27 protein-coding genes and 1 pseudogene are annotated in these 25,965 nt (G+C 44.9%); 12 read left to right on the forward strand and 16 right to left on the reverse strand.

Annotation, left to right across the window (positions count from 1 at the left end):
- Window positions 1-3 precede the first annotated feature (3 nt).
- From EYQ95_RS04300 to rpsB, 6 genes are all read right to left on the reverse strand, one after another.
- Window positions 4-885: a phosphatidate cytidylyltransferase gene (locus tag EYQ95_RS04300; RefSeq protein ID WP_111913939.1), complete on the reverse strand. Its 882-nt coding sequence runs from the start codon at window positions 883-885 to the stop codon at window positions 4-6.
- A gap of 15 nt (window positions 886-900) precedes the next feature.
- Entirely contained in the window at window positions 901-1,662 is a 762-nt protein-coding gene (gene uppS / locus EYQ95_RS04305) for a polyprenyl diphosphate synthase (RefSeq protein ID WP_111913938.1), read from the reverse strand.
- An 80-nt stretch (window positions 1,663-1,742) separates the two neighbouring features.
- Complete coding sequence (frr, locus tag EYQ95_RS04310) at window positions 1,743-2,300, reverse strand: ribosome recycling factor (RefSeq protein WP_111913937.1); 558 nt, start codon at window positions 2,298-2,300, stop codon at window positions 1,743-1,745.
- A gap of 17 nt (window positions 2,301-2,317) precedes the next feature.
- Complete coding sequence (gene pyrH, locus EYQ95_RS04315) at window positions 2,318-3,067, reverse strand: UMP kinase (RefSeq protein ID WP_111913936.1); 750 nt, start codon at window positions 3,065-3,067, stop codon at window positions 2,318-2,320.
- A gap of 94 nt (window positions 3,068-3,161) precedes the next feature.
- On the reverse strand, window positions 3,162-4,037 hold the full coding sequence (gene tsf, locus EYQ95_RS04320; protein ID WP_111913935.1) for a translation elongation factor Ts: 876 nt from the start codon (window positions 4,035-4,037) through the stop codon (window positions 3,162-3,164).
- A gap of 70 nt (window positions 4,038-4,107) precedes the next feature.
- The gene (gene rpsB / locus EYQ95_RS04325) at window positions 4,108-4,857 is read right to left on the reverse strand and encodes a 30S ribosomal protein S2 (protein WP_111913934.1); all 750 of its coding nucleotides are present in this window, start codon (window positions 4,855-4,857) and stop codon (window positions 4,108-4,110) included.
- Window positions 4,858-5,145: 288 nt separating this feature from the next.
- Between rpsB and map the strand changes: the two genes are divergently transcribed.
- From map to dapD, 3 genes are read left to right on the forward strand one after another with little or no spacing between them, the layout of a single operon-like run.
- Complete coding sequence (gene map / locus EYQ95_RS04330; RefSeq protein ID WP_111913933.1) at window positions 5,146-5,928, forward strand: type I methionyl aminopeptidase; 783 nt, start codon at window positions 5,146-5,148, stop codon at window positions 5,926-5,928.
- Window positions 5,929-8,547 (forward strand): [protein-PII] uridylyltransferase, encoded by a 2,619-nt coding sequence (gene glnD, locus EYQ95_RS04335; RefSeq protein ID WP_111913932.1) that lies wholly within the window; start codon window positions 5,929-5,931, stop codon window positions 8,545-8,547.
- Between the two features lie 12 nt (window positions 8,548-8,559).
- Window positions 8,560-9,384, forward strand: coding sequence for a 2,3,4,5-tetrahydropyridine-2,6-dicarboxylate N-succinyltransferase (dapD, locus tag EYQ95_RS04340; RefSeq protein WP_111913931.1), 825 nt, complete (start codon window positions 8,560-8,562; stop codon window positions 9,382-9,384).
- On the opposite strand, the gene truC is transcribed toward dapD, so the two are convergent.
- Complete coding sequence (truC, locus tag EYQ95_RS04345) at window positions 9,381-10,085, reverse strand: tRNA pseudouridine(65) synthase TruC (RefSeq protein ID WP_111913930.1); 705 nt, start codon at window positions 10,083-10,085, stop codon at window positions 9,381-9,383. The two genes, dapD and truC, sit on opposite strands and share 4 nt — an antisense overlap.
- A gap of 20 nt (window positions 10,086-10,105) precedes the next feature.
- Window positions 10,106-10,438 carry a YqcC family protein gene (locus EYQ95_RS04350; RefSeq protein ID WP_111913929.1) on the reverse strand — a complete coding sequence of 111 codons (333 nt, stop codon included), beginning with the start codon at window positions 10,436-10,438 and terminating at the stop codon, window positions 10,106-10,108.
- A 157-nt stretch (window positions 10,439-10,595) separates the two neighbouring features.
- Here EYQ95_RS04350 and EYQ95_RS04355 point away from each other — a divergent pair, with 157 nt between their 5' ends.
- Together EYQ95_RS04355 and EYQ95_RS04360 are read left to right on the forward strand one after the other, a co-directional pair.
- A complete protein-coding gene (locus EYQ95_RS04355; protein WP_111913928.1) occupies window positions 10,596-11,630 on the forward strand; it encodes a DUF3549 family protein in 1,035 nt (344 codons plus the stop codon).
- Entirely contained in the window at window positions 11,627-11,977 is a 351-nt protein-coding gene (locus tag EYQ95_RS04360) for a DUF3301 domain-containing protein (protein WP_111913927.1), read from the forward strand. Before EYQ95_RS04355 ends, EYQ95_RS04360 begins: the two co-directional genes overlap by 4 nt.
- On the opposite strand, the gene EYQ95_RS04365 is transcribed toward EYQ95_RS04360, so the two are convergent.
- The 3 genes from EYQ95_RS04365 to syd all read right to left on the reverse strand — a co-directional run bounded on the left by EYQ95_RS04365 (window position 11,978) and on the right by syd (window position 13,667).
- Window positions 11,978-12,313: a DUF962 domain-containing protein gene (locus tag EYQ95_RS04365; RefSeq protein WP_111913926.1), complete on the reverse strand. Its 336-nt coding sequence runs from the start codon at window positions 12,311-12,313 to the stop codon at window positions 11,978-11,980. It abuts the gene before it with no gap.
- Window positions 12,314-12,337: 24 nt separating this feature from the next.
- Window positions 12,338-12,994 carry a GNAT family N-acetyltransferase gene (locus EYQ95_RS04370; protein ID WP_111913925.1) on the reverse strand — a complete coding sequence of 219 codons (657 nt, stop codon included), beginning with the start codon at window positions 12,992-12,994 and terminating at the stop codon, window positions 12,338-12,340.
- A gap of 115 nt (window positions 12,995-13,109) precedes the next feature.
- Window positions 13,110-13,667 carry a SecY-interacting protein gene (gene syd, locus EYQ95_RS04375; protein WP_111913924.1) on the reverse strand — a complete coding sequence of 186 codons (558 nt, stop codon included), beginning with the start codon at window positions 13,665-13,667 and terminating at the stop codon, window positions 13,110-13,112.
- A gap of 90 nt (window positions 13,668-13,757) precedes the next feature.
- On the opposite strand from syd, the gene queF reads away from it, so the two are divergent.
- From queF to EYQ95_RS04405, 6 genes are all read left to right on the forward strand, one after another.
- Window positions 13,758-14,612, forward strand: coding sequence for an NADPH-dependent 7-cyano-7-deazaguanine reductase QueF (queF, locus tag EYQ95_RS04380; protein ID WP_111913923.1), 855 nt, complete (start codon window positions 13,758-13,760; stop codon window positions 14,610-14,612).
- Between the two features lie 221 nt (window positions 14,613-14,833).
- Window positions 14,834-16,417, forward strand: coding sequence for a GGDEF domain-containing protein (locus EYQ95_RS04385; RefSeq protein WP_111913922.1), 1,584 nt, complete (start codon window positions 14,834-14,836; stop codon window positions 16,415-16,417).
- A gap of 15 nt (window positions 16,418-16,432) precedes the next feature.
- Window positions 16,433-17,794, forward strand: a complete 1,362-nt coding sequence (gene ppnN / locus EYQ95_RS04390; protein ID WP_111913921.1) for a nucleotide 5'-monophosphate nucleosidase PpnN — start codon at window positions 16,433-16,435, stop codon at window positions 17,792-17,794.
- Between the two features lie 22 nt (window positions 17,795-17,816).
- Window positions 17,817-18,185 carry a DUF3192 domain-containing protein gene (locus EYQ95_RS04395; RefSeq protein WP_207916214.1) on the forward strand — a complete coding sequence of 123 codons (369 nt, stop codon included), beginning with the start codon at window positions 17,817-17,819 and terminating at the stop codon, window positions 18,183-18,185.
- Window positions 18,186-18,194: 9 nt separating this feature from the next.
- Complete coding sequence (locus tag EYQ95_RS04400) at window positions 18,195-19,469, forward strand: hypothetical protein (protein ID WP_111913920.1); 1,275 nt, start codon at window positions 18,195-18,197, stop codon at window positions 19,467-19,469.
- Window positions 19,470-19,611: 142 nt separating this feature from the next.
- A complete protein-coding gene (locus tag EYQ95_RS04405) occupies window positions 19,612-20,616 on the forward strand; it encodes an isocitrate dehydrogenase (RefSeq protein ID WP_111913919.1) in 1,005 nt (334 codons plus the stop codon).
- Here EYQ95_RS04405 and rlmM read toward each other — a convergent pair.
- The 4 genes from rlmM to cfa form a co-directional block, all read right to left on the reverse strand.
- Window positions 20,613-21,689, reverse strand: coding sequence for a 23S rRNA (cytidine(2498)-2'-O)-methyltransferase RlmM (gene rlmM, locus EYQ95_RS04410; protein ID WP_111913918.1), 1,077 nt, complete (start codon window positions 21,687-21,689; stop codon window positions 20,613-20,615). The genes EYQ95_RS04405 and rlmM overlap by 4 nt on opposite strands.
- Window positions 21,686-22,306: an alpha/beta family hydrolase gene (locus EYQ95_RS04415; protein ID WP_111913917.1), complete on the reverse strand. Its 621-nt coding sequence runs from the start codon at window positions 22,304-22,306 to the stop codon at window positions 21,686-21,688. The genes rlmM and EYQ95_RS04415 overlap by 4 nt, the downstream gene beginning before the upstream one ends.
- Before the next feature lies 1 nt (window position 22,307).
- Window positions 22,308-23,237 carry a transcriptional regulator GcvA gene (locus EYQ95_RS04420; protein ID WP_111913916.1) on the reverse strand — a complete coding sequence of 310 codons (930 nt, stop codon included), beginning with the start codon at window positions 23,235-23,237 and terminating at the stop codon, window positions 22,308-22,310.
- Between the two features lie 229 nt (window positions 23,238-23,466).
- Window positions 23,467-24,585, reverse strand: a complete 1,119-nt coding sequence (gene cfa / locus EYQ95_RS04425; RefSeq protein ID WP_111913915.1) for a cyclopropane fatty acyl phospholipid synthase — start codon at window positions 24,583-24,585, stop codon at window positions 23,467-23,469.
- A 216-nt stretch (window positions 24,586-24,801) separates the two neighbouring features.
- Here cfa and EYQ95_RS27060 point away from each other — a divergent pair.
- Window positions 24,802-25,251, forward strand: a pseudogene (locus tag EYQ95_RS27060) (hypothetical protein).
- A gap of 2 nt (window positions 25,252-25,253) precedes the next feature.
- Here EYQ95_RS27060 and EYQ95_RS04435 read toward each other — a convergent pair.
- On the reverse strand, window positions 25,254-25,907 hold the full coding sequence (locus EYQ95_RS04435) for a hypothetical protein (protein ID WP_111913913.1): 654 nt from the start codon (window positions 25,905-25,907) through the stop codon (window positions 25,254-25,256).
- Window positions 25,908-25,965 lie beyond the last annotated feature (58 nt).

Here is a 25,965-nt window from a genome sequence, read left to right on the forward strand (position 1 = left end):
TAATTAACTACTTCCAAAATAAGGATGAATAAGCCACAGATAGCCCAGCAAGAATATAGGCAATGCAGAAGTTAAGCTGTCGATGCGGTCAAGAATACCGCCGTGACCTGGCAGCAAAGAGCCACTGTCTTTAACGCCCGCACAGCGCTTAAACATACTTTCATTAAGATCCCCAAACACCGACACGATCACCGACAATGTCGCTACCAAGTAGAATGCCAAGAGAATGTTACTAGGCACCGGTAGTGTGAAAGCAACAATACTCATCACTCCAATGGAAAACACGAGCCCACCGACAAAACCTTCTTTCGTTTTGCCCGGACTAACGTGCGGCATAAGTTTATGCTTACCAAACTTTTTACCCGCAAAGAAAGCACCGATGTCGGCAGCCCATACCAGTAAAAACAGGAATAGTACGGTCCAAGAACCAAAGTAAGGGTTGTCGTCGTAATGAAGCGAACGCAAACTCAAAAGCGCAGCCCATGCTGGGATAAGCACTAAAATGCCAAATGCACCGACAAACGCGCGGCTTTTCGCCCAAACAGCGCGGCTTCTTGGGAAAGTAAATACGAGAAATATGGCGAACAACCACCATATACCACCCACTAACACAGGATAGAACACAGCATTAGCAAGCTCAGTTGCTGACCAAATGGAACCAACAGGAGTAATGTAGGCTAAAACAGCGACACAAATACCTACTAGCAAGCAATATAAAGAGCGTCCGGCAGTCTTACAAACGCCCATCAAAGGTGCCCACTCCCATGCAGCAAGCACCATAACCCCACCGATTACCCAGTTAAACCATTCAAGCGGTAGTAAAAATACAATAGCTAACGCGACAGGTATTAAAAATGCCGCAGTCAAAATTCGTTGTCTTAACAAAAAAAAATCCTCTGTTTAGCCCTCAGCCAGCATTTGTTGTCGTTGTTCGCTGGTCAGTCCGAATCGGCGTTCACGTTGCATAAAGCTATCAATCGCGTCTGCAAACGTTTGGTCATCAAAGTCAGGCCATAATGTATCTGTAAAATACAATTCGGCATAGGCTAATTGCCACAATAAGAAGTTACTTATTCTGATGTCTCCGCCGGTTCTGATCAAGAGGTCTGGAGTTGGAATATCGGCTAACTGCATATATTCACCTAGCAACGACTCGTCAATTTGCTCAGGCTCAAGCTCACCAAGCTTCACACGCTGGGCAACTTGTTGGCATGCCGCAGCAATGTCCCATCGTCCACCGTAGTTAGCTGCAATATTAAGAATAAGCGCAGTGTTTTCTTCAGTTTGTTCTTCTGCTTGGCGAATACGCTTTTGTAGTTTTGGTGAAAACCTAGAAACATCACCAATCACGCGTAACCGAACACCATGCTGTTTTAGCTTAGCGACTTCTCGCTGCAACACTGTGATAAAAAGCTCCATTAAAACCGAAACTTCGCTTTCTGGTCGCGCCCAGTTTTCACTACTAAATGCAAACAGCGTTAATGCCTCAATGTCATTTCTACGCGCAAACGTAATGGCATTTTGTACTGCATTTGAACCGGCCTTATGACCATAAGTACGAGACTTACCTTTTTTCGTCGCCCAACGCCCGTTGCCATCCATAATAATTGCAACGTGCTTCGGCAAGCCTTCTATTTTTGTCTCGCTGACTTGTTCTGTCATAATCCAACTTTCAAAAAAATAAACGCCGCGAAAGTATACCTAACACGGCGTGTAGCTCCAATATTTAACCGAGTGAGCGGTTAAACTTCCATCAACTCAGCTTCTTTAGAGGCTAATAATTCATCAACCTTCTTTACAGCTTCGTCGGTGAGCTTTTGGATATCGTCTTGAGCACGACGCTCGTCGTCTTCTGTAATCTCTTTTTCTTTCAACAACTCTTTGATGTCGTTGTTCGCGTCGCGACGTACGTTACGAATCGCTACTCGTCCACCTTCAGCTTCGTTACGTACCACTTTCACAAGGTCTTTACGACGCTCTTCGGTAAGTGGCGGTAAAGGTACACGAATAACATTGCCCGCCGCTGCAGGGTTTAAGCCCAGGTCAGACGTTAAAATAGCTTTCTCAACTGCGCCTGAGCTGCTTTTATCAAACACGGTAATCGACAACGTTCGTGAGTCTTCTACAGTGATATTCGCCAACTGATTTAAAGGTGTTTCAGTACCGTAGTAAGGCACAGTTACACCATCCAATAAACTTGGGTGCGCACGGCCTGTGCGTACCTTTGCCATTTGCGCCTGCAAAGACTCTACACTTTTCGTCATGCGCGACTTAGCGTCTGCTAAAATCTCATTAATCACGGTAGTCCCTCGTTCTCTTATTCTGTTTCGTTCGAATTATGGAGATTGGTAATTAGTGTACCTTCATCTTCTCCCATAATCACTGATTTCAATGCGCCAGGTTTATTCATATTGAATATACGAATTGGAAGTTGGTGGTCTCTTGCTAGTGTAAATGCTGCTAAGTCCATAACCTTCAGCTCTTTAGAGAGCACTTCGCTATAGTCTATCTCATCATAGCGTACCGCGTCAGGGTTCTTCATCGGATCTTCACTGAAAACACCGTCTACTTTAGTTGCCTTCAGTACCACTTCGGCTTCAATTTCAATACCGCGCAAACATGCAGCTGAGTCGGTAGTGAAAAATGGGTTGCCCGTACCCGCAGAGAAAATAACCACGCGGCCTGACTTTAACAAGCTAATGGCTTCCGCCCAGTTGTAGCTGTCACAAACCCCATTGAGTTCAATTGCAGACATTAAGCGGGCATTCACAAATGCACGATGCAATGCGTCGCGCATTGCCAAACCATTCATTACAGTAGCCAGCATCCCCATGTGGTCACCCACAACTCGATTCATGCCCGCTTTCGCTAGCCCTTCGCCGCGGAACAAGTTACCGCCACCGATAACCACACCAACTTGCACACCCAACTCGAGAACTTCTTTAATTTCTCGAGCCATGCGGTCCAACACACGCGCATCAATGCCAAATGCCTCTTCACCCATGAGCGCTTCTCCGCTCAATTTAAGTAGTATGCGACGATAACCAGGTTTTGGATGTGTACTCATGTGTCGGTTTCCTTATAAAAAGCTAAAAAAAACCGCGCCGACTAACGTCAGGCGCGGTATTTACTATTGTTTGCTCGGCTTCGTTGCCATGCTATTAACCTTTAGCAGCAGCTACCTGAGCTTGAACTTCAGCTGCGAAGTCTTCTTCTTTACGTTCAATACCTTCACCCACTTCAAAGCGAACAAAAGTAACAACGTCAGCACCAGCTTCTTTCAACAATTCGCCAACTGATTTGCTTGGCTCTTTAATGAAAGGCTGACCTGTAAGGCTGATTTCACCGGTGAATTTCTTCATACGGCCTTCAACCATCTTCTCAGCGATTTCTTTCGGCTTGCCAGACTGCATAGCGATGTCGATTTGGATCTCACGCTCTTTTGCAATAACGTCTGCGTCAACGTCTTCTGGCTTAACGAATTGTGGGTTACTTGCAGCAACATGCATAGCAATGTCTTTAGCAAGTTCTGCGTCACCACCAGTGATTGCAACAGCAACACCAATGCGGCCACCGTGAACATAAGTTCCAACTAGGTCGCCAGCAGTAATTGTAGCTACACGGCGAACGTTCATGTTCTCACCGATTTTAGCTACTAAAGTTTCGCGTGTTTCGTCAACAGTTGCATCACCGATGCTAGTTGCACGCAAAGCTTCTACATCGTTTTCTTTGTTTGCGAATGCAGCTTCAACTACTTGACCACCAAAACCAAGGAAGCTGTTGTCGCGAGCAACGAAGTCAGTTTCACAGTTAAGCTCAACTAGAGTACCTACGTTACCTTCAGATTTAGTAAGAATTACACCTTCAGCAGCAATACGGCCTGCTTTCTTAGCCGCTTTAGCTTGACCGCTTTTACGCATATTTTCGATTGCAAGCTCGATGTCACCACCAGCTTCTTGCAATGCTTTCTTACAATCCATCATACCTGCGCCAGTACGCTCGCGCAGTTCTTTAACCATCGCAGCAGTAATCGCCATGATTCAAACCTCAATACGTCAGAATTCTTTCGAAAATGGCCCGGCTTGCGCCGGACCGCTCAAATACCAATTACTCGGCACTCGCTTCTTCGTCAGCTGCTTCAACGAAATCGTCAGCTTTGTTTACTTCTGCGCCACCTTGATTGCGGCCTTCAGTAATAGCAGTTGCAGCTGAGTTCAAGTACAACTGGATCGCGCGAATTGCGTCGTCGTTGCCAGGAATCACGTAGTCAACGCCGTCTGGATCAGAGTTTGTATCGACTACTGCAATAACAGGAATACCTAGGTTGTTTGCTTCTTTAATTGCAATGTGCTCGTGATCAGCGTCGATCACAAACAATGCGTCAGGCAAACCGCCCATGTTTTTGATACCACCAAGGCTCTTTTCAAGCTTTTGCATTTCACGCGTAAGCGTTAGTGCTTCTTTCTTGGTTAACTTATCAAAAGTACCGTCTTGGCTTTGCGTTTCTAGATCTTTCAAACGTTTGATTGACTGGCGAACTGTTTTCCAGTTCGTCAACATACCACCTAACCAACGGTGTTGAACGTAGTACTGACCACAAGCTTTTGCTGCAGTTTCTACTTGCTCAGACGCAGCACGTTTAGTACCTACGAAAAGAACTTTACCGTTGTTTGCACCGATTTGAGAAAGGTGACCCAATGCTTTGTTAAACATTGGAACTGTAGACTCAAGGTTGATGATATGAATTTTGTTTCTCGCGCCAAAGATGAAAGGCTTCATTTTTGGGTTCCAGAAACGAGTTTGGTGACCGAAGTGGACACCAGCTTTTAGCATGTCGCGCATCGACACATTAGCCATAATATTTTTCCTTTTTAAGGGGTTAAGCCTCCATACACCCCATGCTGCGACCCGTTTCCGAGCACCCCGCACCATGTGACGGTATATGTGTGTTTAATTTAAATAGTTTGTGCCGAAAGAACTTTGTTTTCTCAGGCGGCGCGATTTATACCATAACCACCATAAAACTACAAGCCGGATGCCATTTTTAACTGATTCTGGTAAACTCCTTTACATGACAATTTAGAGCAGTTCAAAACCCTATTTTTTGAGCTACAACTCATTTGAAGAAGTAGAGATCTGAATCGCATGGCGATAAAAATTAAAACGGCTGAAGAAATCGAAAAAATGCGAGTCGCTGGGCGACTCGCAGCAAGCGTATTGGAAATGATTGGTGAGCACGTTAAAGCGGGTGTAACCACAGACGAGTTGAACCAAATTTGTCATGACTACATTGTCGCTCACGACGCCTACCCTGCGCCACTGAATTACCATGGCTTCCCGAAGTCGATTTGCACGTCTGTTAACCATTGCGTATGCCACGGCATACCGAACGATAAAAAGCTGAAAGACGGCGACATCATTAATATCGACGTTACCGTAAAAAAAGACGGTTACCACGGCGACACGAGCAAAATGTTTATTGTGGGTGAAGGTAGCATTCTGGCGAACCGTTTAACTAAAGTCACGCAAGAAGCTCTCTACTTAGCGATTAAAATGGTCAAACCCGGTGTTCAGCTTGGCGACATTGGTGCCGCCATACAAAAGTACGGTGAGAAGTTTGGCTATTCTATCGTTCGTGAATATTGCGGGCATGGAATCGGCAACGAATTCCATGAAGACCCACAAGTTTTGCATTATGGTCGTCCTGGTACCGGAGAAACACTTCAGGCTGGTATGTGCTTAACCATCGAGCCTATGATCAACGCAGGAAAACGCAACACTAAAACGCTTAGTGACGGTTGGACAGTTTTAACCAAAGACCGCAGCCTAAGTGCGCAATGGGAACATACGATGTTAGTTACAGAGACAGGCGTTGAAGTGCTAACACTGCGAGAGGATGAAGACCTTCCACGCGTTATCGGTGCATAGATGATCGTTGATACGCCCAGTTTATTCAGACCAATCTGGCCTGAAAGCCTGCAACCTATATCGCAATGGCGAGCACAGTTGCAGGCCTACAACGAATGGGCCGCTGAGCAATTCTTCGTTGCCGAAATTGACACTCTTGTTCACGACCGAGCAGGCTTTTTCGACGACCTACTTCGTAACCTCTGGACAATTCTGGAACTAGAGCAAGAGCCTCTAACCTTAATGGCTGTTGGTGGTTATGGACGCGCCGTGCTGCACCCTGGTTCCGACATTGATCTACTCATACTTTTTGAGAGCAAACTTAGCTTGGAACAAGAAGAAAAGCTTAGCGCTTTCATCACCCATTTATGGGACTTAAAGATTGATATTGGCCACGCTGTGCGCACCGTGCCCGATTGCATGTTACAGGCAGCCGCTGACATTACTATCGCTACATCTTTAATTGAAAGTCGCATTGTTGCCGGCAAGCAATCTTTGTCTGAAGCACTACACGGCTCGGTAATGACACAGTTTCCTTGGCAAAGCCGTGACTTCTACCAAGCTAAAAGTGATGAACAGACCAAACGACACCAGAACTTTCACGGTACCTCGTATAACTTGGAACCGAATATCAAAGGCTCTCCGGGTGGCCTTCGCGACATTCAAACGATTCACTGGATAGCCAAACAGCACTTTAAAACTCGCAAAGACGAAAGCTTGGTGGAATACAACTACATTACTGCCGATGAGTTCGTCGAATTACGCGAATGTCAGAATTTTTTATGGCGAATACGCTACGCACTACATTTAACTGCTGGTAAATGCGAAGACCGGTTACTATTTGATTATCAGCCTGAAGTTGCCCGCTGGCTAGGATATGGAAATGCAGGAAAAGCAGCCGTTGAAAAAATGATGAAGGACTACTTCCAAGTCGTTTTAAAAGTCAGTGAGCTCAACCGAATGCTGCTGCAATTTTTTGAGCAGGCTATTCTTGGTCCAACCGACTTACAGCAACCCGAAGTTATTTCAGAACAGTTCGCGCGCACCGGTAACCTTATTATGGCGAGTGCCGACGACGTATTTGAAAATCCAGTTAACATTATGCGGTTCTTTATTACCATTGCCGCAGACAAACGTATTAAAGGTATTCACTCCCATACCATAAGGCTGTTGCGAAACGCTCGCTCGCAACAAGAAAAACCATTGTGTGAAATAGCAGAATGCCGTGAGCTATTTTGCCAGCTCGTGGCTACCCCAAAAGGATTCGGTCGCGCCTTCACGCTAATGCATCGCCACGGAATAATAGCTTGCTACTTACCCGCTTGGGCGCAAATTGTTGGGCAAATGCAGTTCGATTTATTCCATGCCTATACAGTCGACGAACACACGTTTAGGCTTGTTCGCAATTTATACCGCTTTACTCTGCCAGCAAGAAGTGAACAATTCCCGCTATGTAGCGAACTCGTACAAAACTTTAAAACGCCTGAACTATTGTTTTTAGCAGGGATATTCCACGACATCGCGAAAGGACGTGGAGGCGATCATTCAGAACTTGGCGCTGCTGACGCGCGCGAATTCTGTGCTCAACATGGTTACAACACAGAAGACACAGAACTTGTAGCCTGGTTAGTTGAGCAACATCTGTTAATGTCGATGACTGCTCAGAAAAGAGATATTTACGACCCTGATGTTATTCGAGAGTTCGCTCAAAAAGTTAAAACAAAGCGCCGCTTGCAGCACTTGTATTGCCTTACCGTAGCAGACATTCGCGCAACCAACGCCAACCTTTGGAATAACTGGAAAGCAACGCTACTAGAAGAACTGTACCGAGCAACCGAAGCAACATTAGGTAACGACGGCGAGAGTAAAACAACACTGAGAGAGCGCGTTCAAGAAAATAAGCAAAATGCATTGGCTTTGTTACTTAGCGCTGGCTTTAATGTAGAAGACATTCAGCATCTTTGGTCACGGTTTACTGCGGACTACTTTTCTCGCCACACGCCAGAACAGATTGCGTGGCATAGCCAGCATTTAACGAATGTAAAAGACCGGCAATTACCGCTTATTTTAATTGGCGACGAAAACAACCAAGGCACAACAGAGATATTTATTTATCATGTTGAAGAGAACCACCTGTTCGCCAACGTTACAGCTGTGCTCGATGCAGAACACCTAAGTATTCACGACGCACAAATCCTGAATACACGCGACGGCTTTGTTATGGATACATTCATTGTATTAGAACAAGACGGTTCACCATTAGAAAGTTTAGACCGTATTGCCGAAGTTCAGCAGCATTTACAAGACGTTCTGCGCAAACGTAGTAACCCACCGATACATCATCGCCCGCTTTCAAGGCGTATGAAAAATTTCACGGTGAAAACCAAAGTAAACTTTCTCTCGCACAAGGGCCAACGGCGAACCCATTTTGAACTCGTCACGCTAGACCGCCCAGGTCTTATTGCCCGTTTAGCTAGAGTTTTTCAAGCTCAGTCGGTGATTGTTATGGCGGCAAAAATCACCACTGTGGGAGAACAAGCAGAAGACTTTTTCATGGTCACCAACAGTAACTATGAGGCGCTCAATGAAAACGAGCAGCACGATTTACGACAGGCAATTATTCAAGAACTCGACAGTTAAAAGGAAAAATCAATGAGCTCTTTACAGCAAGTGATTGAACAAGCATTTGAAAACCGCGCAGACATTTCACCCACTTCAGCACCACAAGACGTGCGTGACGCGGTTACCGAAGTACTTGCAGAACTCGACAAAGGCACACTTCGTGTAGCAGAAAAAAATGGCTCTGAATGGGTTGTAAACGAGTGGGTAAAAAAGGCGGTACTTCTTAGCTTCCGCTTGTCAGATAATGAAGTGATGGAAGGCGGTGAAACCCGTTTTTACGACAAGGTACCCAGCAAATACGCAGACTACACGAAAGCTGACTTTCAACGTGACGGAGTTCGCATTGTTCCACCTGCAATGGTTCGAAAAGGAAGCTTTGTCGGTAAAAATGTCGTGGTTATGCCTAGTTACATTAACCTTGGCGCTTATGTCGACGAAGGCTCCATGGTCGATACTTGGGCGACTGTAGGTTCATGCGCACAAATCGGTAAAAACGTGCACTTGTCGGGCGGTGTTGGCATTGGAGGCGTACTTGAACCACTGCAAGCTACGCCAACCATCATTGAAGATAACTGCTTTATTGGTGCACGCTCTGAAATTGTAGAGGGCGTTATTGTTGAGCAAGGCGCAGTTATTTCAATGGGCGTATACATTGGTCAAAGCACCCGTATTTTTGACCGTGAAACAGGGGAAATTCATTATGGTCGAGTACCGGCAGGTGCCGTAGTTGTTCCTGGTTCGCTACCTTCAAAAGATGGCACGCACTCTTTATACGCTGCCATTATTGTGAAGAAAGTTGACGAAAAAACGAAAGCAAAAGTAGGTATCAACGAGCTATTACGCGCCGCTGACTAATCTCTAAAAGCTGTTTTAAACACCTCGGGCAAGGGTAGCTCGAGGTGTATTTCTTCTTGAGTTACCGGGTGCTCGAAACGAATTGCCGATGCAATGAGCAACAACCGATGACAATCAAAATGTTCTCGAAAGAAACGATTCTGCCTACCATCACCATGGTTGGTGTCACCAATGATTGGATGTCTTAGGTGTGCTAAATGTCGACGAATCTGATGTTTTCTTCCTGTTTTAGGCTTGCATTTCACTAACGAAAAACGGCTAGTATCGTGCTTTTTGCTCACCTTAAAAGGTAACTCTACTTTCGCCACAGTTTCAAATTCAGTAATAGCTTCCTTCGCTTCTGGGGTTTTCGAAGCTTGCTTGTCTGCGACGTCATCCAACTCTTCTACCAATGGATAGTCGATTACACCTGAATCTGGCATATAACCGCGTACCACCGCATGGTAGGTTTTCTCTACTTCTCTGTTGGCGAAAGCGTCACTTAGCTTTCGGGCGATTTCCGAATTCAAGGCAAACACCAATACCCCGGACGTTGGTCGGTCTAGTCGATGAATAGGAAAAACATGTTGGTCAATTTGGTCGCGCAGCTGTTGCATGGCGAATTCGGTTTCACCCCATGCCAAAGCTGTACGGTGAACTAATAAACCGGAAGGTTTATCAATAACAACGATATGTTCGTCTTGGAACAAAATAGGAAGCATGCTTCTTTGCCTACTATAGATTATGCACTTTTGAACATTTCATCTATTTTGCGCAAAACCAATATGACCTGGCGGCGCTCTTTCCAATTTCCGCGCCATGCTTCTTCCGCCATGGGGCTAACTTCAAGACGATTAGGTAAAGGCTTTTTCTTATCAATCCGTTCTTTCATATTCGGAATAAATATAAATTGCAGCCACTGATAGAACTCTAACGTGTCATACGCAAACGGTTGAGTGCTCTTCAAGGCTTTTTGCGACGGTGCTTTGCTGTCCCATAACTCAGCACCTTGCATTTCGTCTCTTAGTTCACGAATCAACGCACTTAACTGTTGCTTGAAGTCACTCGAATGCATTACCACTACTCCTATCAATATGAATCGCGAATTATACCTGAATTCGTACACCGACAAAACGCTTGGCAATCTGCACAACCCATAAACAAAAGGTGGAGAGCACTTTATAAAGTCAGTAGAATGCCTGCGCAATTCAAAAGAATATAGGTAAGTTGTTGTGAGCCAAATTTCTACTTTGTCCGAATTTATGAATGCTAGCGGCTGTCGTTGGTGTGCCTATGACCTTTCACGCCAAGTTCGTGCGCTCAGCCCTGCCCTTATCGAAGAAGTAGAAACCGGACGCCAACCCTTTCCAACTCCGCGCCAGCAAAAAGCTTGGCTCGCACTTGTATTCTGGCAGTCAATAGACAAACCCTACATTTGGTTTGCCTCGCTACCGTTAGACGAACGCGGAGGCTTCCAGCAAGCGGCTATGCAGCACTTCATGAGTATTATTGTGGAAGCACTAGGGTCAGATCTAACGCAAGACCCCACAAAAGAACAAGAAGCGCTATTAGAGCAGAACCCTTACATATTCACACCCGACATGAACAAACGTGCTGCATTTCATGCTCAGTTTACCCGCGACTTTGACCTAAATGCCTCTATTCACTTTGAGTCGGCAGACGCATTTTTCTCAGGTAACTCAGACATAGACTGGCAACAGCTTGGCGTGCAAGGTATTCATGACGTTATACAACGCAAGTTGGAAAATTCATCAGTGCAGCAAACTTTAAACCTGAATCTACTAGAGTGGCCTGAGCCACTACAGCAAGCTGTTTGCCAAGCTATTGAACATGCGCAATTGCCTTCTTCACTTGCAGACAACCTGATTGGGAAAGCGCAAAGCAACGAAAGCTCACGGGTAAACCCTGTGCTTTTGCAAGCTATGGCGTCTGTAGCGAATCGAAAAGGTGTAGAACAGTTCGTACTTAAAACCTTGCAGCAAAGTGAAGGTGAAACACGCACTCAAATTTTAATTATTATTGCTGCTCGACTATGGCAAGCACTAGCAAAACCAGAAGTATTTCAAAACTACTTTGAGGTGCTAGCAACCGATAGCGAAGAAGTATTTCAGTCTTTATTTAAAGAGCTAGTCACTCTGCCGTCATTAAGAATGAACTGCTTGCAGCTGCTCAATAGTCCGCAACAGAATGAACAGCTTCAACAGCAAATTGTGAAACTCATCACAAATATGAAAGGCAGATCATGACCGCGAACCTGATTAATATTCTGCTGCTACTTGTCGCCGCTATGGGCGGATGGCTTTTTTGGAGTTGGAGAAAGCAAGAAGAATACGCCAAACGCCATATTCTGCATTTATGCAAAGGTGAATCGTTGCAGTTTCTAGACCTTTCTCGGGTAAAGGGTAAACCGGTTTGGAACCGCGGTTTAGCATGGCAAGCGGAATTCAGTTTCGGCTTTTCAAGTGACGGTGAAACTCGCTATGAAGGCACTATATATATGGTGAACTTAAAGTGTGTGAGTAAAGAACTACCCGTTTACCGCGTCCCACAGGAACCAAGTCCTGAACCTGAACGCGGTTATAATCAGTGGTAATTAAATGCCCCAAGCCTGCTTGGCTGCAGCACTTTTTTTCCGACTAAACAGGTACACCCAAGCGTCTTTATACATCACCCAGTCACCCGCGAGGCTATACCAAGGGTGCTTAAAGGTTGCAGGTTTGTTTTTCTCAAACACAAAATGACCAATCCACGCAAAGCCATACCCTGTTAAAGGAATAGCCACTAACCAACCCCAATGCAGAGTAAGAAAAAACATGACAAGTTCTGCAAGTACCAATGTACTTCCCACATAATGCAAGACCCTACATTTTAAGTCGCTGTGCTCTTTCAAATAATAAGGATAAAACTCTTTAAAACTAGTAAATGCCATACCTAGTCCTCTATCTTATGTTCATTATTGTTCTGGACGATCGTGGAACAACAAAGCGCCGCGAATACCGTTCACTTCGAGTTCTGCAACCTGGCGATAATCGCGGGCCGCAAAAAATTTCTCATACTGTGGGCGCGTAGCAAATACAGCCACGCCTTTCGAGGTCTCGTCTTGTTCTAGCTCGTGTTCAACCGCACGAACAAGCAAATCGCCCAACCCTTTTTGTTGATATCTTGGATGAACCGCTATGAATGAAACCATGTGATAGTTATCTACTGGCATCGCTTCTTTAATTAGCCGCTCTTTTTCCAGTAATTGCTTGGTGCTTACCAACCCAGCAGTTAAGAGCATCTTTAAACGCCAATGCCATACCCTTGAGTCGCCAAAATGTTCACCTGGGCGAGTTAAACACACCACTCCTTCGAGCGTCTCATCTTCAAAGACACCAAACATTGGGTGCTGCGCCTGCCAAAATGCACTTAACTCTTCCCTTATTGCTGCGCGCAAACGTTGTTCGTAACCTTCCTTGTCTACCTGAAATATTTGTTGAAATAATGGATCGTCTTGGTAGGCCTGAAACAATAACGATGCCGCTACGCGTAAGTCTTCAGAGGCAAGATAAACTAACCTGCCCTGCAGCTTATCTTGTGCCGACTTTTCTAGTTCTTGGTGGTCTGTCATCTTGCCCTCTTATCGTTATTCTATGAGCTTTGAAAACCGTTGTAGATAACATAAACGACTCAATAACAACTGTCACCTATTGAATAAAACTTAATCGTTCAAGTAAAAATTACACCTATGAATGACCGATGAGTTCTAATTCCTTTAAGAATGTAGGTAAGTCGCTCGAAAGCACCTCATGTTGCTCTTTACCCACGTATTCGAGCCCTACTACGCCAGTTTCTTGAGATACGGTGAGTAATAAATCATCTTCGTCGGTTAAGCCGATAAACCATGTAATAGGCTGCTTTAAGCGTTGTTTCATCATCACATGTCCGATCAGGTTCTGTTGCAACCTTTCCATGTCCTCCGGACCTTGCACTTGAAGGAGTGTTAGTGCGCGATCGCGAAAACTAACGTCGATATCACCGGCCCATACCGTGGCAAAAAAATTCTGTAACTGGCTGTCTATTTCAAGTTCTAGAGCCTTTTCTACATTTGCAAAGTCGGTTTTTGGTTGTTGCTTTACCCATTTCCAAGCAATTTGCTCTTCTCCACTTTCTAGGTGTTCCTTTAAGTAGCAAGGCGCTTCCCACTCTTCAACATAATCGGTTACTGGCAGCGTACCTTCCTTTTCGTGCTGCAGTTGATGCTTTTCATGTAACGCTAATAACAAAGCTTCTGTTGCGTTCATCTAGTTTCTGTTCCTTAAAGTTCGTAGAATAGCGGTCATTGTATTTGCTTCATGGCACGTATGCCAATTCATAAGCCCGAAGGTTAAGTTATGAACTCTAAGAACCAAACTGAAACAGCGATAGAACCTTTTAAAGAGAAGCTTGGCTTAGGCAAAGACACCCAATACCCAGAGCAGTTCGACCCAACGTTACTACAGGCGGTGCCAAGAAAGCTCAACCGAGATCCACTAGGCATTAACGAGAAAAGCTTACCGTTTCATGGTGAAGACATCTGGACTTGCTATGAGTTGTCTTGGTTAACTGAAAATGGCATGCCTCGTGTAGCAATTGCACAAATAACTGTTCCAGCAACAACACCTAACTTAATTGAATCGAAATCTTTTAAGCTCTACCTCAATGGTTTTAACCAATTCCGCCCGTCTAAAGCGCAGTTACAAACGCAATTAGAAACCGACTTAAGTCAATGCGCAGAAGGCCCTGTTCACGTGCAACTATTCTCACTAGAAGAATTTACGGAATTAGGTATAGCTACCCCCCAGGGGAAATGCGTAGACAATGCTTGTGAAGAAGCTACCTCCTTTCAATACGACCCGACATTGTTACGTTTAGATGGTGAGGAAAAATGTGAAGAGCTACTTTACAGCAACCTTTTAAAATCCAATTGCCTTATCACTAATCAGCCCGACTGGGGAACTGTAGCCATTCATTATCGCGGCCCTAAAATTAACCAGGCTTCGTTGCTGCAATACATTGTTAGCTTTCGAAATCACAATGAATTTCATGAGCAGTGCGTGGAACGGATATTCCAAGATATTATGGCATTGGCCAAACCGGAGCTGCTCACTGTAGAAGCTCGCTACACTCGTCGAGGAGGTTTAGACATTAACCCTTGGCGAGGAACAAGCAAAAACTCTATACAAATGAAACGCACAGTGCGCCAGTAGGCAACTTTTTAGTCATTTTGATTGATTAATACTCAACCCAATCAGCTAGCTATGTTAAAATAAGAGATGTTTTCTATAGTTTAATTGGCACATCTAATTTTTTACGATACAGTCGTTTAAGTAACCTTCTGACGACTATTGTTTTTTTGTCTTAACAGGTAGTTTTTTCGTAAACTAAGTGTCTCGGTATTTACCTGTTAATAACGAGTTGAGTAATACGAGTGAGCAAACACAGCAATCCTAATTCAGAGTCAAGCAGTTTAAAGGCCCAACTTGAGGAAAGCCGCCACTTACGTGAGCAACTCGAGAAAACCTATCGTACAGACATAAACAACCTTACTCAGTTCATCGCACGCTTAGGAAACACGCTTCGTGGTATCGACGGAGACTTAGACCATAAACTAAGTAAAATGAGTTCAGCCATGACTCGTGTCGACAAGATCGACGCGGTTATTCCAGTCATGGATGATGTCAGTTTAGTACTTCAACAACATGGCTCACGCGTGCAGCGCGAGTTACAAACAACTCAGTCACGTATGCTTGCCGCTGCGCGCCGACTACAAAAGCTAAGCAACCTTCCTAAGCCTATCCGCGAAGAAATTCGAGACTTAATCACGCAAGTTGAGGGCCCAGCATTTTCTGTTCTGCATTACTTGCCGTATTTAACCCAATTGGTTGAGCTTTATCAAAAAAGCATGGACATTCGTGTATCGAATGGTAACAGCCAAGGTATGCTCGAGCAGCTTAAACAAGATGGCGACAATAAGTACGCAGAGCTCCGCGAGGAGCTTGTGAATTTAATTTCGCTTATCGACTTAAATGGTACAGCGGCAACAGGCTTACAAAACATTCGCCAGCAGCTTATCAGTGGTTTAAGCGAAGACCAGTTCGTACTTTCATGCGTACAAGTTGTTCGTTTAATTGTTCAAGGTATTAATGAAGAACGCCAAAACGCACAAGTATTCCTGGAAAGTTTAAACGAAGTTTTAGGTAATGTTTCGAACTCTGTTGCGCGCTCTATAAAAGCAACAGACAAAGCCGAGCAAGCACATAAAACGCTCGACAAAAAACTTGATGAAGGCATTAAAGCATTGAGCGAATCGGCGGCGAATGCATGTAACTTAAGCGAGCTTACACAGCAAGTTGGTGTTCATGTGGAAACTTTGGTTACTACACTCGGGCAGAAACAAGCTTTGCAGTCGCGTAGTCATCAATTATTAAAAAGCGAATTAGAAGCGGCTCAGTCTAAAATAATGGAATTGGAAGACGAAGCAGAAGGTTACAAACAGAAACTGTCAGAACAGAAATTTAAGAGCTTACAGGACAGCCTAACGAAGCTTCCAAACCGAGCAGCTTTTGAAGAAAGACTAGAATTAGAATTTAAGCGCTGGCAACGCTACGGTACGCCGCTTGCTATTGCCGTCGCTGACATAGACCATTTTAAAAGAATTAACGACTCTTATGGTCACATTGCAGGTGACAAAACATTACAAGTCATCGCCAATATGCTGAAAAAGTCGCTACGAGGTACTGATTTTGTGGCGCGTTTCGGCGGGGAAGAATTTGTTATCATTTTCCCACAAACGGAATTGACTGGTTTACTTGAGCCTCTTGAAAAAGCAAGAAAGCGTATTCAAAGTATTCCTTTCAAGTTTAAAAACAACGACATTTCAATCACAATTTCCGTTGGTGCTGCAGAATTCAAAGACCAAGACACAATGAGTACAGTGTTCGAGCGTGCAGATAAGGCCCTTTACGAAGCAAAACAGCAAGGGCGCAACCGAGTTGTGATTGATAGCCGCTAGGAGAGAAACGGCATCATGCGCATTTCATTATCACCGCAAGGCAGCATGTCCTTGCTTTCTCAGGTTGAGATAGACCGACTACAGCAGTCCACAAACAGTGCTTTATACAAGCTTTTTAGAAACTGCGTTCTTGCAGTATTGAACGTAGGTAGCCATACCGACAACGCCGACGACATTTTCAATCAACACAATGAATTTGAAGTGAATGTGCTTCGCCGTGAACGAGGCGTAAAGCTTGAGCTTATTAACCCACCGCCAAGCGCCTTTGTCGACGGCGAGTTGATTGTAGGTATTCGCGAGCACGTTGAATCTGTATTGCGTGACATTCTATTCGTAGGTGAACGTTACCCAGAGTCAATGCTCCAAAACTGCGACTCTCGTCACCTAACCCATATTGTGTTCGACATTCTACGCAATGCGAATACGTTGAAACCTATTCATGAACCCGACATGGTTGTGTGCTGGGGTGGCCATTCCATCAACGAAGCAGAATACAAATACTCTAAAGTTGTTGGCTATGAATTGGGCTTGCGTGGATTCAATATTTGCACAGGTTGCGGCCCAGGAGCCATGAAAGGCCCTATGAAAGGCGCAACGATTGGTCATGCAAAACAACGCATGAAAGACGCCCGTTATTTAGGACTTACCGAGCCGGGCATTATTGCCGCAGAGCCGCCAAACCCTATTGTGAACGAACTCGTAATCATGCCAGACATAGAAAAGCGTCTAGAGGCATTCGTACGCTGCGCTCACAGCATTATTGTTTTCCCTGGTGGCGCGGGAACGGCCGAAGAAGTGCTTTATCTTCTCGGCATTATGATGCACCCAAATAACAAGAACCAAGCACTGTCTATTGTGCTTACGGGACCTGAAAGCAGTAAAGATTACTTCGTAATGCTGGACCAGTTTATTCGTGAAACCTTGGGTGAAGAAGCAACCCAGTGGTACACCATTATAATTGAAGATCCTGAAGCGGTAGCTCAGCACTTACAAGCAAGTATGGCGGCGGTGAAACGCTACCGTCGTGAAAGCGGTGACGCGTACTACTTTAACTGGACGTTACACATTGAAGAACAATTCCAGCATCCGTTTGAGCCAACTCATGAGAATGTAGCGAAGCTTGACTTACACCGCGATCGTCCAAAAGATCAATTAGCGGCAGACCTACGCCGTGCATTCTCTGCGATTGTTGCCGGTAACGTGAAAGCGCCAGGAATTGCTGAAATTCGTAAAAATGGTCCGTATGAAATCAACGGCGAACCGTCATTAATGAAGTCACTCGACACACTACTGAAAGCTTTTGTTGAGCAAGACCGAATGAAGTTACCCGGTGGTACAGCTTACGAGCCGTGTTACCGAGTAGTAACCAAGGACTAAGTTCTCAAACGAGGAGTTTGCGGTGTTAAAAGGTTTTTTAATAGCACTTATGGGTTTTGTTGTGTACGCACTTATTGCCGGCAGCGTGCTCACTTTTCACACCGCGAACCCAGAGAATATGACATGGCGTGAGCGTGAAGTATTTAATCGTAAATACATCGGTCGCTTAGCCTTAGGAACTGGGCGCGAAGAAGTACTAAGATTACTAGGTCCGCCAGACATCAGCGAAGGTATTGTGACTGACGACGGGGAGTTATTGGTTCTTTTTTATCGAACTCATCACGTTACTTCAGACGGTGTGACCACGCGTGACGAAACAACGCCGCTTATTTTCCAAACTGATCAACTCGTAGCTTGGGGCGACACAGCTTATCGAGACTACGCCGGTTAAGGTCATTCTATGAAGCCACTTCTCGACCTTCATAACCGCTTACAGTTGGTTTTTGCTGAGTCTAGAGTTGACACTGAAACCCTTGCTGCAATAACCCAACAAACCCTCGAAGTTGCTGACATTAAAGAACTCACATTACTGTCGGCACTGGAAATTTTACAAGCGCAAAACACCTCTAAAGTTTACCCTTTTGTAAGTGCTGAACTACTTCTCGTTTGTTGGACCTGCCATTACCGACAAATGTCCAAACGCTACACATTAAGCTTGTTATCCCAAGTTATTTTAAGCCGTTATAAGGGAGCTTCTGGCAATTTCAGAAGACCGCCAAGCCAAATTATTCGTGTTGCTCAAGTGACAGTAGAAAGTCTATGGAATGGTAGTTCGCTAGGTAGAGCTTTGGCTAAGTTGACTCGATATAAGAACCTTTCTGACGGTTTGGAGCTTGTTTCACAACTTGTGCACTACCAGCTGCAATTCCTAGAATCTGCTCCAGTAAAAAGCGTCAAACCACTACCTAGAAAATTATTAGTGGCTATTCGAAATTGGCCAGATAACGACGAAGTATTCCCTAAAGTCATTCAAGCATTAGAGAGCCATCCAAGTCTTAGCGACCGCCTTCGTGAACAAGCAACCGCGCAAACAGAGCAGACCCACCTGCTAGGCTTGAAACAATCATTATTGTGGCTGGGACCAGAGCGCAGTCGGGAGCTTATCTTGGTTTCTCATTTTGAAACCCATTTAAACTACCCTTATTTTCCATTACGAGAACCGCTATTAGTGCTAAGAACATTCTTGTCTCGTGTATTAGAAAGTTTGCTCCAGCTTGTTAATGTAGATATGCCCTGCCACCCAGATTTGCTCAGCTATTTATGGGTCTATGACTGCTGGTATCACCCCAACTGGACCACACAGGTTCATTGGAAACCATTACCTAAAAGCTCTAGCGCAAGGGTACAACCTACCGACTGGCAAACCATGCCGAAAAAGCCAAACCTTCACCGTGCTATGAAACTTGCTGAATATTGGCGGCTTTCTCCTCGGTTGGTTAACTTCCTTGCTCAACCAGAGCAGCCAACTAATCGTTTAGCCGTGCTTTGCCAACTCAGCGCTATGGCGGCACTTATCATGTACGAAAAAGGCGGCGAGGTTCCTTCAGAATGGCAGCACACATTAAGCGAGTATCTCAGTGCGCTAGGGGTTTCTTGGACCGAGTTCAATGACGTTATTCATACCAGCGCGCACAACTATGGTCTTTACTGCCCGTTCGAGCCTATTCCGCTGTAATTTACCGACATATTTTCTAAATAAATACTACATATACTAAGGTTGTATGCATCAAAGTCGAAAATGACATACAACTTCGTGTAAACTATACGCCCTTTTTATATTCCCAAGCGTTCGTAGTTAAACCTAGAAGGAATCGAGCATGAGCACCACAATCACAGTTATTCCGGGAGACGGAATCGGCCCAGATATTATCGATGCAACAATTAAGATTTTAGACAAAGCAGGATGTGACTTAAATTATGAGTTTGCAGACGCGGGCTTAGTGGCGCTAGATAAACATGGGGAATTACTTCCAGACACGACTTTGAACGCTATCGAACGCAATAAAGTAACATTAAAAGGTCCTCTTACTACACCTGTAGGTGGTGGCTTTACGTCAATTAACGTAACGTTAAGAAAGCAGTTCAACTTGTACGCGAACCTGCGTCCAGTTGTTTCTTTCAAAGGCACACAAGCACGTTACGACAACATCGACATTATTACCATTCGTGAAAATACAGAAGGTATGTATTCAGGTTTGGGTCAAACAACTTCAGCTGACGGTTCTGAAGCTGAAGCCATGAGTAAAGTTACTCGTGCGGGTTGTGAGCGTATCGTTCGTTTTGCATACGAAGTGGCGCGACGTGAGGGCCGTAAGAAAGTTACAGCAGTTCACAAAGCAAATATATTAAAGTCTACTTCAGGCTTGTTCCTTAGCGTTGCCCGTGAAGTCGCAAAAGACTACCCGGATATTCAGTCTGAAGAGATGATCGTCGATGCAACATGCATGAAATTAGTGATGACCCCTGAAAACTTCGACGTTATCGTAACCACCAACTTATTTGGCGATATTATTTCGGACCTTTGTGCAGGTCTTGTAGGTGGTTTAGGTATGGCGCCTGGTGCGAACATCGGTCAAGACTGTGCAATCTTCGAAGCGGTTCATGGTTCTGCACCAGATATCGCCGGGCAAAACTTGGCGAACCCAAGTTCTGTTATTCTAGCTGCTGTACAAATGCTTGAGCATTTAGGTCAGCAAGACAACGCGAAACGCATTCTAAACGCACTTCGCGAAACCATTGAAAGTGGCGACAGAACAACTCGCGACTTAGGTGGCGAACACGGCACAGACGAGTTCACTCAAGCTATTCTAGAGCGCCTTTAAGATTTAAGGCGCTTTCTTAAGTAAACCGTGATTTCTTCACGATCATGGTACAAGTGCCGAGCAGTGAGTTCATAACCACGAACTCCTGCCTCGGCCAACCTTTCCTTAATAGCCTCTAAATACTGTTGAGTAGCCGCATAACGCTGCTTCATGGGTAGCTTCAAATTGAACATGGCATTTTCGCAGTAGCCTTCGATAAACCAGTCAGCCATCAAGTGCGCTACCTTCACCGGCTTCTCCACCATGTCGCACACCAGCCAGTGAACATTTCGTTTTTTCGGTCTGAAAACAAACCCGTCTTCTCGAAAATGTTTAACTTGTCCGGTTTCCATAAGTTGTTCATCAATTGCGCCGTTATCTACTGCACTTACCATCATGCCTTCAGCAACAAGCACGGCTGTCCAACCACCAGGACATGCTCCAAGGTCTACCGCATTCATTCCTGAATGAATGCGCTGTTCATACTCTTCTTTGGGCACCATCACTTTAAAAGCTTCGGCTAGTTTAGCGCCAGAACGACTTGGGCTAAGCTTCGGCGAACGGATACGAGGAATGCCCATAGCATAAGGTGCGTGATTATAACTGTAGGAATAACCGATCATAGCGGCATGGGTGCTTCGAAACAGCACGTGTAACGTAGGACGATTTGTTTTCGGTTCTTCCGTAAGCACACCTTTCGCTCTTAACGCCTTTGTTAAGGCTGGCGTTATTTTTTTACATAGAGGAGAAAGTGCTCTGCCGTCATTCGTGTCAGTCGTTTCTGTCCACAACTGACCACATACTTGAAAGTCTTCAGGCAGCAGCTCCAAAAGCGGAGTGACGCGGTCATCAACCGACAACGTATTCGACTCACCCACACTCACCCACAATTGCCGTGCAAAAACTAATGAATCGATAGATACCTTTCGTCCAATATGGTCGGCTTCTTCGGCCATGCATACGTATAACACCATGCCGGTATTGGGCTGGGTTTTACAGTATCCATAAACTCCTAATTGGCCTGCGCGCTCTTGGATTTCCGCAGCGCACTCACCTTCAAAACCACTACGGCAATATAGCACCACACTACTCATTGAACGCTCTCCCACCACTTCTCTATATTTGACACGATGTTTTCCCAGCTTGTTTTAGCCAGATCATCTATACGTTTCGGTTGTTTCAAATCATGGTTTCCTGCTGGAACCCATGAAATCTCGATATCATTCAAACTTGCATACTGGCTCGCAAACTCTTTTACGGCCTCGACATTCCCAAATGGATCACGCTCTCCTTGCACAATTAAACTCGGCATTTGCAAAGCTTCTATTTCGTTCATTCTATGTTTGTCTTTCTTGCCTGGCGGATGAAAAGGAAAACCAAGACCAATTCGAGCTGCAGCCTCTACTTTTTGCGCACAACGAAAAGCCACACGTGCACCCATAGACTTTCCCATCACCAGCAACGGAGTCTTGGGGTATTCATTTTTTAATTGCTGAGCTGCTGCAATAAAGCTTTCATCTAGCTTTTCAGCTTTATCAGGTGGACGTTTTTTACCGGTTTCCAATACCTTCTGCCAGTACGGAAACACATGAAACACAACGACAAACCCTCTTTCGGTCAAAGCATGCCCTATGGTTTGCATAAACTCACTCTCAGGCCCTGCTCCCGCTCCGTGACCAAATAAAATAATGGCTTTCGGTTCCTTTTGCATATTAAGATTGCTCCGAAGCTGCGCACTCAACTGAAGATAACTCGGCTTCGTCTCGCTCTACTTCACTCAATATCCAGTCACGGAAAGACTCAATCTTCCCTGCATCAGCTTGTGACTCGCGGCACACCAAATAAAAAGCATCATTGGTGGGTAAGGTTTCTGGGAACACTTGCACAAGGTGCCCTGAGTCTATTTCGGGCTTTGCCAATACATTATTCGCTAGCGCTATGCCTTGCCCATGAACTGCTGCTTTCATTGCCAATGCAGAATGGCTAAACACCAACCCATTCAATTTTTTCGGCGTTTCTTCACCGACCATATCAAACCAGTCTCGCCACGCATTTCGTGTCTCGTCGTGAAGCAAAGTGTGGTTAAGTAAGTCACTTGGCTTATTGAGCGGCTTCTCTCCTTTCAACAACAATGGCGAGCACACTGGAATAAGCTGTTCTTTATGCAACCTATTGGCACGAATCCCTTGCCAAGTCCCGCGACCATAGTAAATCGCAATATCGACGTAATCGGTTAAAGAGCCGGTCACTTCGTCTACAGCCTTCAGGCGCACGTCGATGTCTGGGTAAAGCTCATGGAAACGACTTAAGCGAGGTACAAGCCATAAAATGGCAAAACCCGGTGGCACACAAACCGTAAGAGCCCCTTGCTCACTAGCCAACATGATTTTACCGGTAACCTGAGTGAGGTGCTCAAACATCTGGCGTATTTCAAGGTAGTACGCTTGCCCTGCTTCGGTGAGTAGTAAGTTTCTGTTCTTTCGCAGAAACAAATGAATACCCAAATAATCTTCAAGGGTTTTCACTTGATGGCTCACAGCTGCTTGAGTCACAAAAAGCTCCTCCGACGCCTTAGTAAAACTTAAATGGCGGGCGGCAGCTTCAAAAGATTTTAATGAATTGAGCGGTGGTAACTTGCGCATGTAGGCTAGTCGTTTTCCTTTTCAGCTTCGTTCTTTTTCGGCTTTTCCGTTAATGTGCCCACACATAGTCGGCATTCACCTTCTGGGGGAGCACTACTTTCTACATAACGCACACGATGAGACGCCCGACTGCGGTTAGTCGAGACCTGAAACACAGTTTCTCGTTGCTTGGTCATAGGCTGCCTCCTCTACATGCGCCAAGTATAACACGCATCGGCTTCAACGTACGCTAAGAAACGCGACGATAACCGCCCCGCAGCCCATTTTTTGAAAATACCCATTGCCATAACTGAATGTCTCGCGCACGAAAAGCGCCCGCACAGGAGAGCAAATAGTAACGCCACATGCGCTCAAAGGTATTACCCAACTCGTCCTTAAATTGTGGCCAGTTTTCAGCAAAGTTGTCGTGCCAGGCCATCAATGTTTTATCGTAATCAGCACCGAAGTTATGTACATCTTCGACTACAAAGTGAGTTTCACTCGCCTTAGTAATTTGCTCCATCGAAGGAAGTTCACCATTAGGGAATATATATCGGTCTATCCAAGGGTCCGGTGTCGTACCTGTTAAGTTCTTACCAATCGTGTGTAAAAGCATTAAACCGTCTTCTTCTAAGCATTTTTCTGCGACCTCAAAGAAAGACTCATAGTTTTTTCCGCCCACGTGTTCAAACATGCCCACACTAACTATACGGTCAAATGTTTCGTCCACTTCTCTGTAATCTTGTAAACGGAAATCCATATCTAAATCTTGATAACGCTCTTTTGCCCACGCTACTTGCTCTTTAGAAATAGTGACGCCAACACACTTTACGTCGTAATGCTTAGTGGCATAGCTCATAAAGCTACCCCAGCCACATCCTATATCGAGCACTCGCATACCAGGTTTAAGCTTCATCTTCTGGCAAATCAGCTCCAGTTTATGCTCTTGCGCTTGTTCAAGTGTTTCGGCTTCTTGCCAGTAACCGCAGGTATAGGTCATCCTTGAATCAAGCATTGCCTCGTAAAACTCATTACTCAGATCGTAATGTTCTTTACCTACTTGCCATGCTCTTTTTGGAGTTTGCCTGTTCACTAATCGGGACCGAATGAAATGACCAATAAGGCCCATGGGGCTAATTTTGCTACCTAGTTTTGCAGACAACACACGGAAGAAAAACTCGTCCAGTTGGTCACACTCCCACCAACCTTCCATATAACTTTCACCTAAACCTAAGTTAGCTTGCGCCATCACTCGGTCGTATACACGCTTGTCGTGCACTTGAATATCCCAAGGGTTTGAGCCGTTTACCTCAATACCCGCAATATCCAGCAGTCGTTTCACAATGTCTTCGGATTTACTTTTAAACATAAAGTCTCCGCACCATGTTCTACTTATAGGTCAACATATAATCTAAATGGACACTTTCTAACGATGAAGCTTTAACCACAATTAACGCAGGTTGCTTCGTAAACATATACATACAGTAAGGCTTTTCTACACCTTCCATGCATTGTCATAAAACGGTCACAGTTCTTGCAAATAAACACGCTAAAATCGAGCCATAACAAACGGTAAGAGTGCTTCATGAAGTTTTACCCAAAAGAATTAAGTTGGCTGTCGTTTAACGAGCGCGTTCTGCAAGAAGTTGGACTATCGGTGAATTCAAGCGGTTTACAAAAGCATTCAGGCTACATACTGCGGCATGCTGACATGCCAGGCTTTAGCAAAGAAGAGTAATTCTTTGTTTCTGCACTTGCAGGAAACCATCGAAGGAAAATAAAGCTGGAGCAATGGCCTGACTTTCATTTACATGAACAACAAACTCTTTATCGCTGCTTGTCGCTACTGCGTTTAGCCGTGTTGTTTAATACCGATCGGCAGCCGTCACAATTGCTTCTTAAAACCACGGTTCAAAAGAATACTTTATTGCTTACGCTTACGCCTCAAGGTAGGCAAAATCCGATGCTTTGCCTAGACCTAGATTCTGAGATTAAGCGGCAAGCCAAGTTGGGTATTTCACTTCGTTATGAATAATCTTATTGAAGACTTAATGGCGGTGTTTCTTCCCCACCAATTACCATAACAACAACGCCATAATGAACACCGTTTTCCTCAACGTAGCGCAATACCCCGCCCTTACTGAAGCTGTTCAAACTCTCATTTCTAATCATGCCATCTAATGCAAGATTAACTTCCTCGCGTGTTTGCCCGGAAAACATCACACCACAGACACTTCCAGAGCACCTCAAAGCCTCTTGGCTCGTACCTTCATAATCATTAATTGCAGTACTAAGTTGTTGCTCAACCTCATAAGACAAATTGGTCTTATCACTCAAATAATCGAGATTGGTGATCGCGTAGTGATATTCCATTGCATTGAAATGATCTAAGTGGGAAGTATCAAACAATAAAGCTTCATCGCTAGACGTTAGAAATGACGCTAGTGACACGTCTGAACTTACTTCAGGGGATTCGAACTGCTCTTGAATAATCATGTTACTCGTTTCATTAGATACGTCATTATCAACGACCAGAGAAGCCGTTGAAGGCCCAGAATTTCGAGTATTACGCTCCTGCACTCTTTCCGCTACACGCTCCGTTAGTTCTGCTGTTTTATCGGACTGGGAGGCTTTATGACCAAACCAAAAGGCAATCCCAGCGATACATAAGATAAATAAAAAGTTTTTCATAAGTATTCCCTTACTTTTATGCAAGTATCGGGAGGTACAATAGCGTGAAAATCATTAA

The organism is Lysobacter sp. N42, assembly GCF_004344885.1.

Excerpts from the sequence above, each read along its gene's own strand:
- EYQ95_RS04360 (WP_111913927.1), top strand. The coding sequence starts at position 11,627 with ATGACCGCGAACCTGATTAATATTCTGCTGCTACTTGTCGCCGCTATG.
- uppS (WP_111913938.1), bottom strand. The coding sequence starts at position 1,662 with ATGACAGAACAAGTCAGCGAGACAAAAATAGAAGGCTTGCCGAAGCAC.
- EYQ95_RS04435 (WP_111913913.1), bottom strand. The coding sequence starts at position 25,907 with ATGAAAAACTTTTTATTTATCTTATGTATCGCTGGGATTGCCTTTTGG.
- EYQ95_RS04405 (WP_111913919.1), top strand. The coding sequence starts at position 19,612 with ATGAGCACCACAATCACAGTTATTCCGGGAGACGGAATCGGCCCAGAT.
- EYQ95_RS04365 (WP_111913926.1), bottom strand. The coding sequence starts at position 12,313 with ATGGCATTTACTAGTTTTAAAGAGTTTTATCCTTATTATTTGAAAGAG.
- truC (WP_111913930.1), bottom strand. The coding sequence starts at position 10,085 with ATGCTTCCTATTTTGTTCCAAGACGAACATATCGTTGTTATTGATAAA.
- pyrH (WP_111913936.1), bottom strand. The coding sequence starts at position 3,067 with ATGAGTACACATCCAAAACCTGGTTATCGTCGCATACTACTTAAATTG.
- EYQ95_RS04415 (WP_111913917.1), bottom strand. The coding sequence starts at position 22,306 with ATGCAAAAGGAACCGAAAGCCATTATTTTATTTGGTCACGGAGCGGGA.
- syd (WP_111913924.1), bottom strand. The coding sequence starts at position 13,667 with ATGAACGCAACAGAAGCTTTGTTATTAGCGTTACATGAAAAGCATCAA.
- EYQ95_RS04370 (WP_111913925.1), bottom strand. The coding sequence starts at position 12,994 with ATGACAGACCACCAAGAACTAGAAAAGTCGGCACAAGATAAGCTGCAG.
- rlmM (WP_111913918.1), bottom strand. The coding sequence starts at position 21,689 with ATGAGTAGTGTGGTGCTATATTGCCGTAGTGGTTTTGAAGGTGAGTGC.
- ppnN (WP_111913921.1), top strand. The coding sequence starts at position 16,433 with ATGCGCATTTCATTATCACCGCAAGGCAGCATGTCCTTGCTTTCTCAG.
- glnD (WP_111913932.1), top strand. The coding sequence starts at position 5,929 with ATGATCGTTGATACGCCCAGTTTATTCAGACCAATCTGGCCTGAAAGC.
- EYQ95_RS04400 (WP_111913920.1), top strand. The coding sequence starts at position 18,195 with ATGAAGCCACTTCTCGACCTTCATAACCGCTTACAGTTGGTTTTTGCT.
- rpsB (WP_111913934.1), bottom strand. The coding sequence starts at position 4,857 with ATGGCTAATGTGTCGATGCGCGACATGCTAAAAGCTGGTGTCCACTTC.
- queF (WP_111913923.1), top strand. The coding sequence starts at position 13,758 with ATGAACTCTAAGAACCAAACTGAAACAGCGATAGAACCTTTTAAAGAG.
- dapD (WP_111913931.1), top strand. The coding sequence starts at position 8,560 with ATGAGCTCTTTACAGCAAGTGATTGAACAAGCATTTGAAAACCGCGCA.
- tsf (WP_111913935.1), bottom strand. The coding sequence starts at position 4,037 with ATGGCGATTACTGCTGCGATGGTTAAAGAACTGCGCGAGCGTACTGGC.
- map (WP_111913933.1), top strand. The coding sequence starts at position 5,146 with ATGGCGATAAAAATTAAAACGGCTGAAGAAATCGAAAAAATGCGAGTC.
- EYQ95_RS04350 (WP_111913929.1), bottom strand. The coding sequence starts at position 10,438 with ATGCATTCGAGTGACTTCAAGCAACAGTTAAGTGCGTTGATTCGTGAA.
- cfa (WP_111913915.1), bottom strand. The coding sequence starts at position 24,585 with ATGTTTAAAAGTAAATCCGAAGACATTGTGAAACGACTGCTGGATATT.
- EYQ95_RS04420 (WP_111913916.1), bottom strand. The coding sequence starts at position 23,237 with ATGCGCAAGTTACCACCGCTCAATTCATTAAAATCTTTTGAAGCTGCC.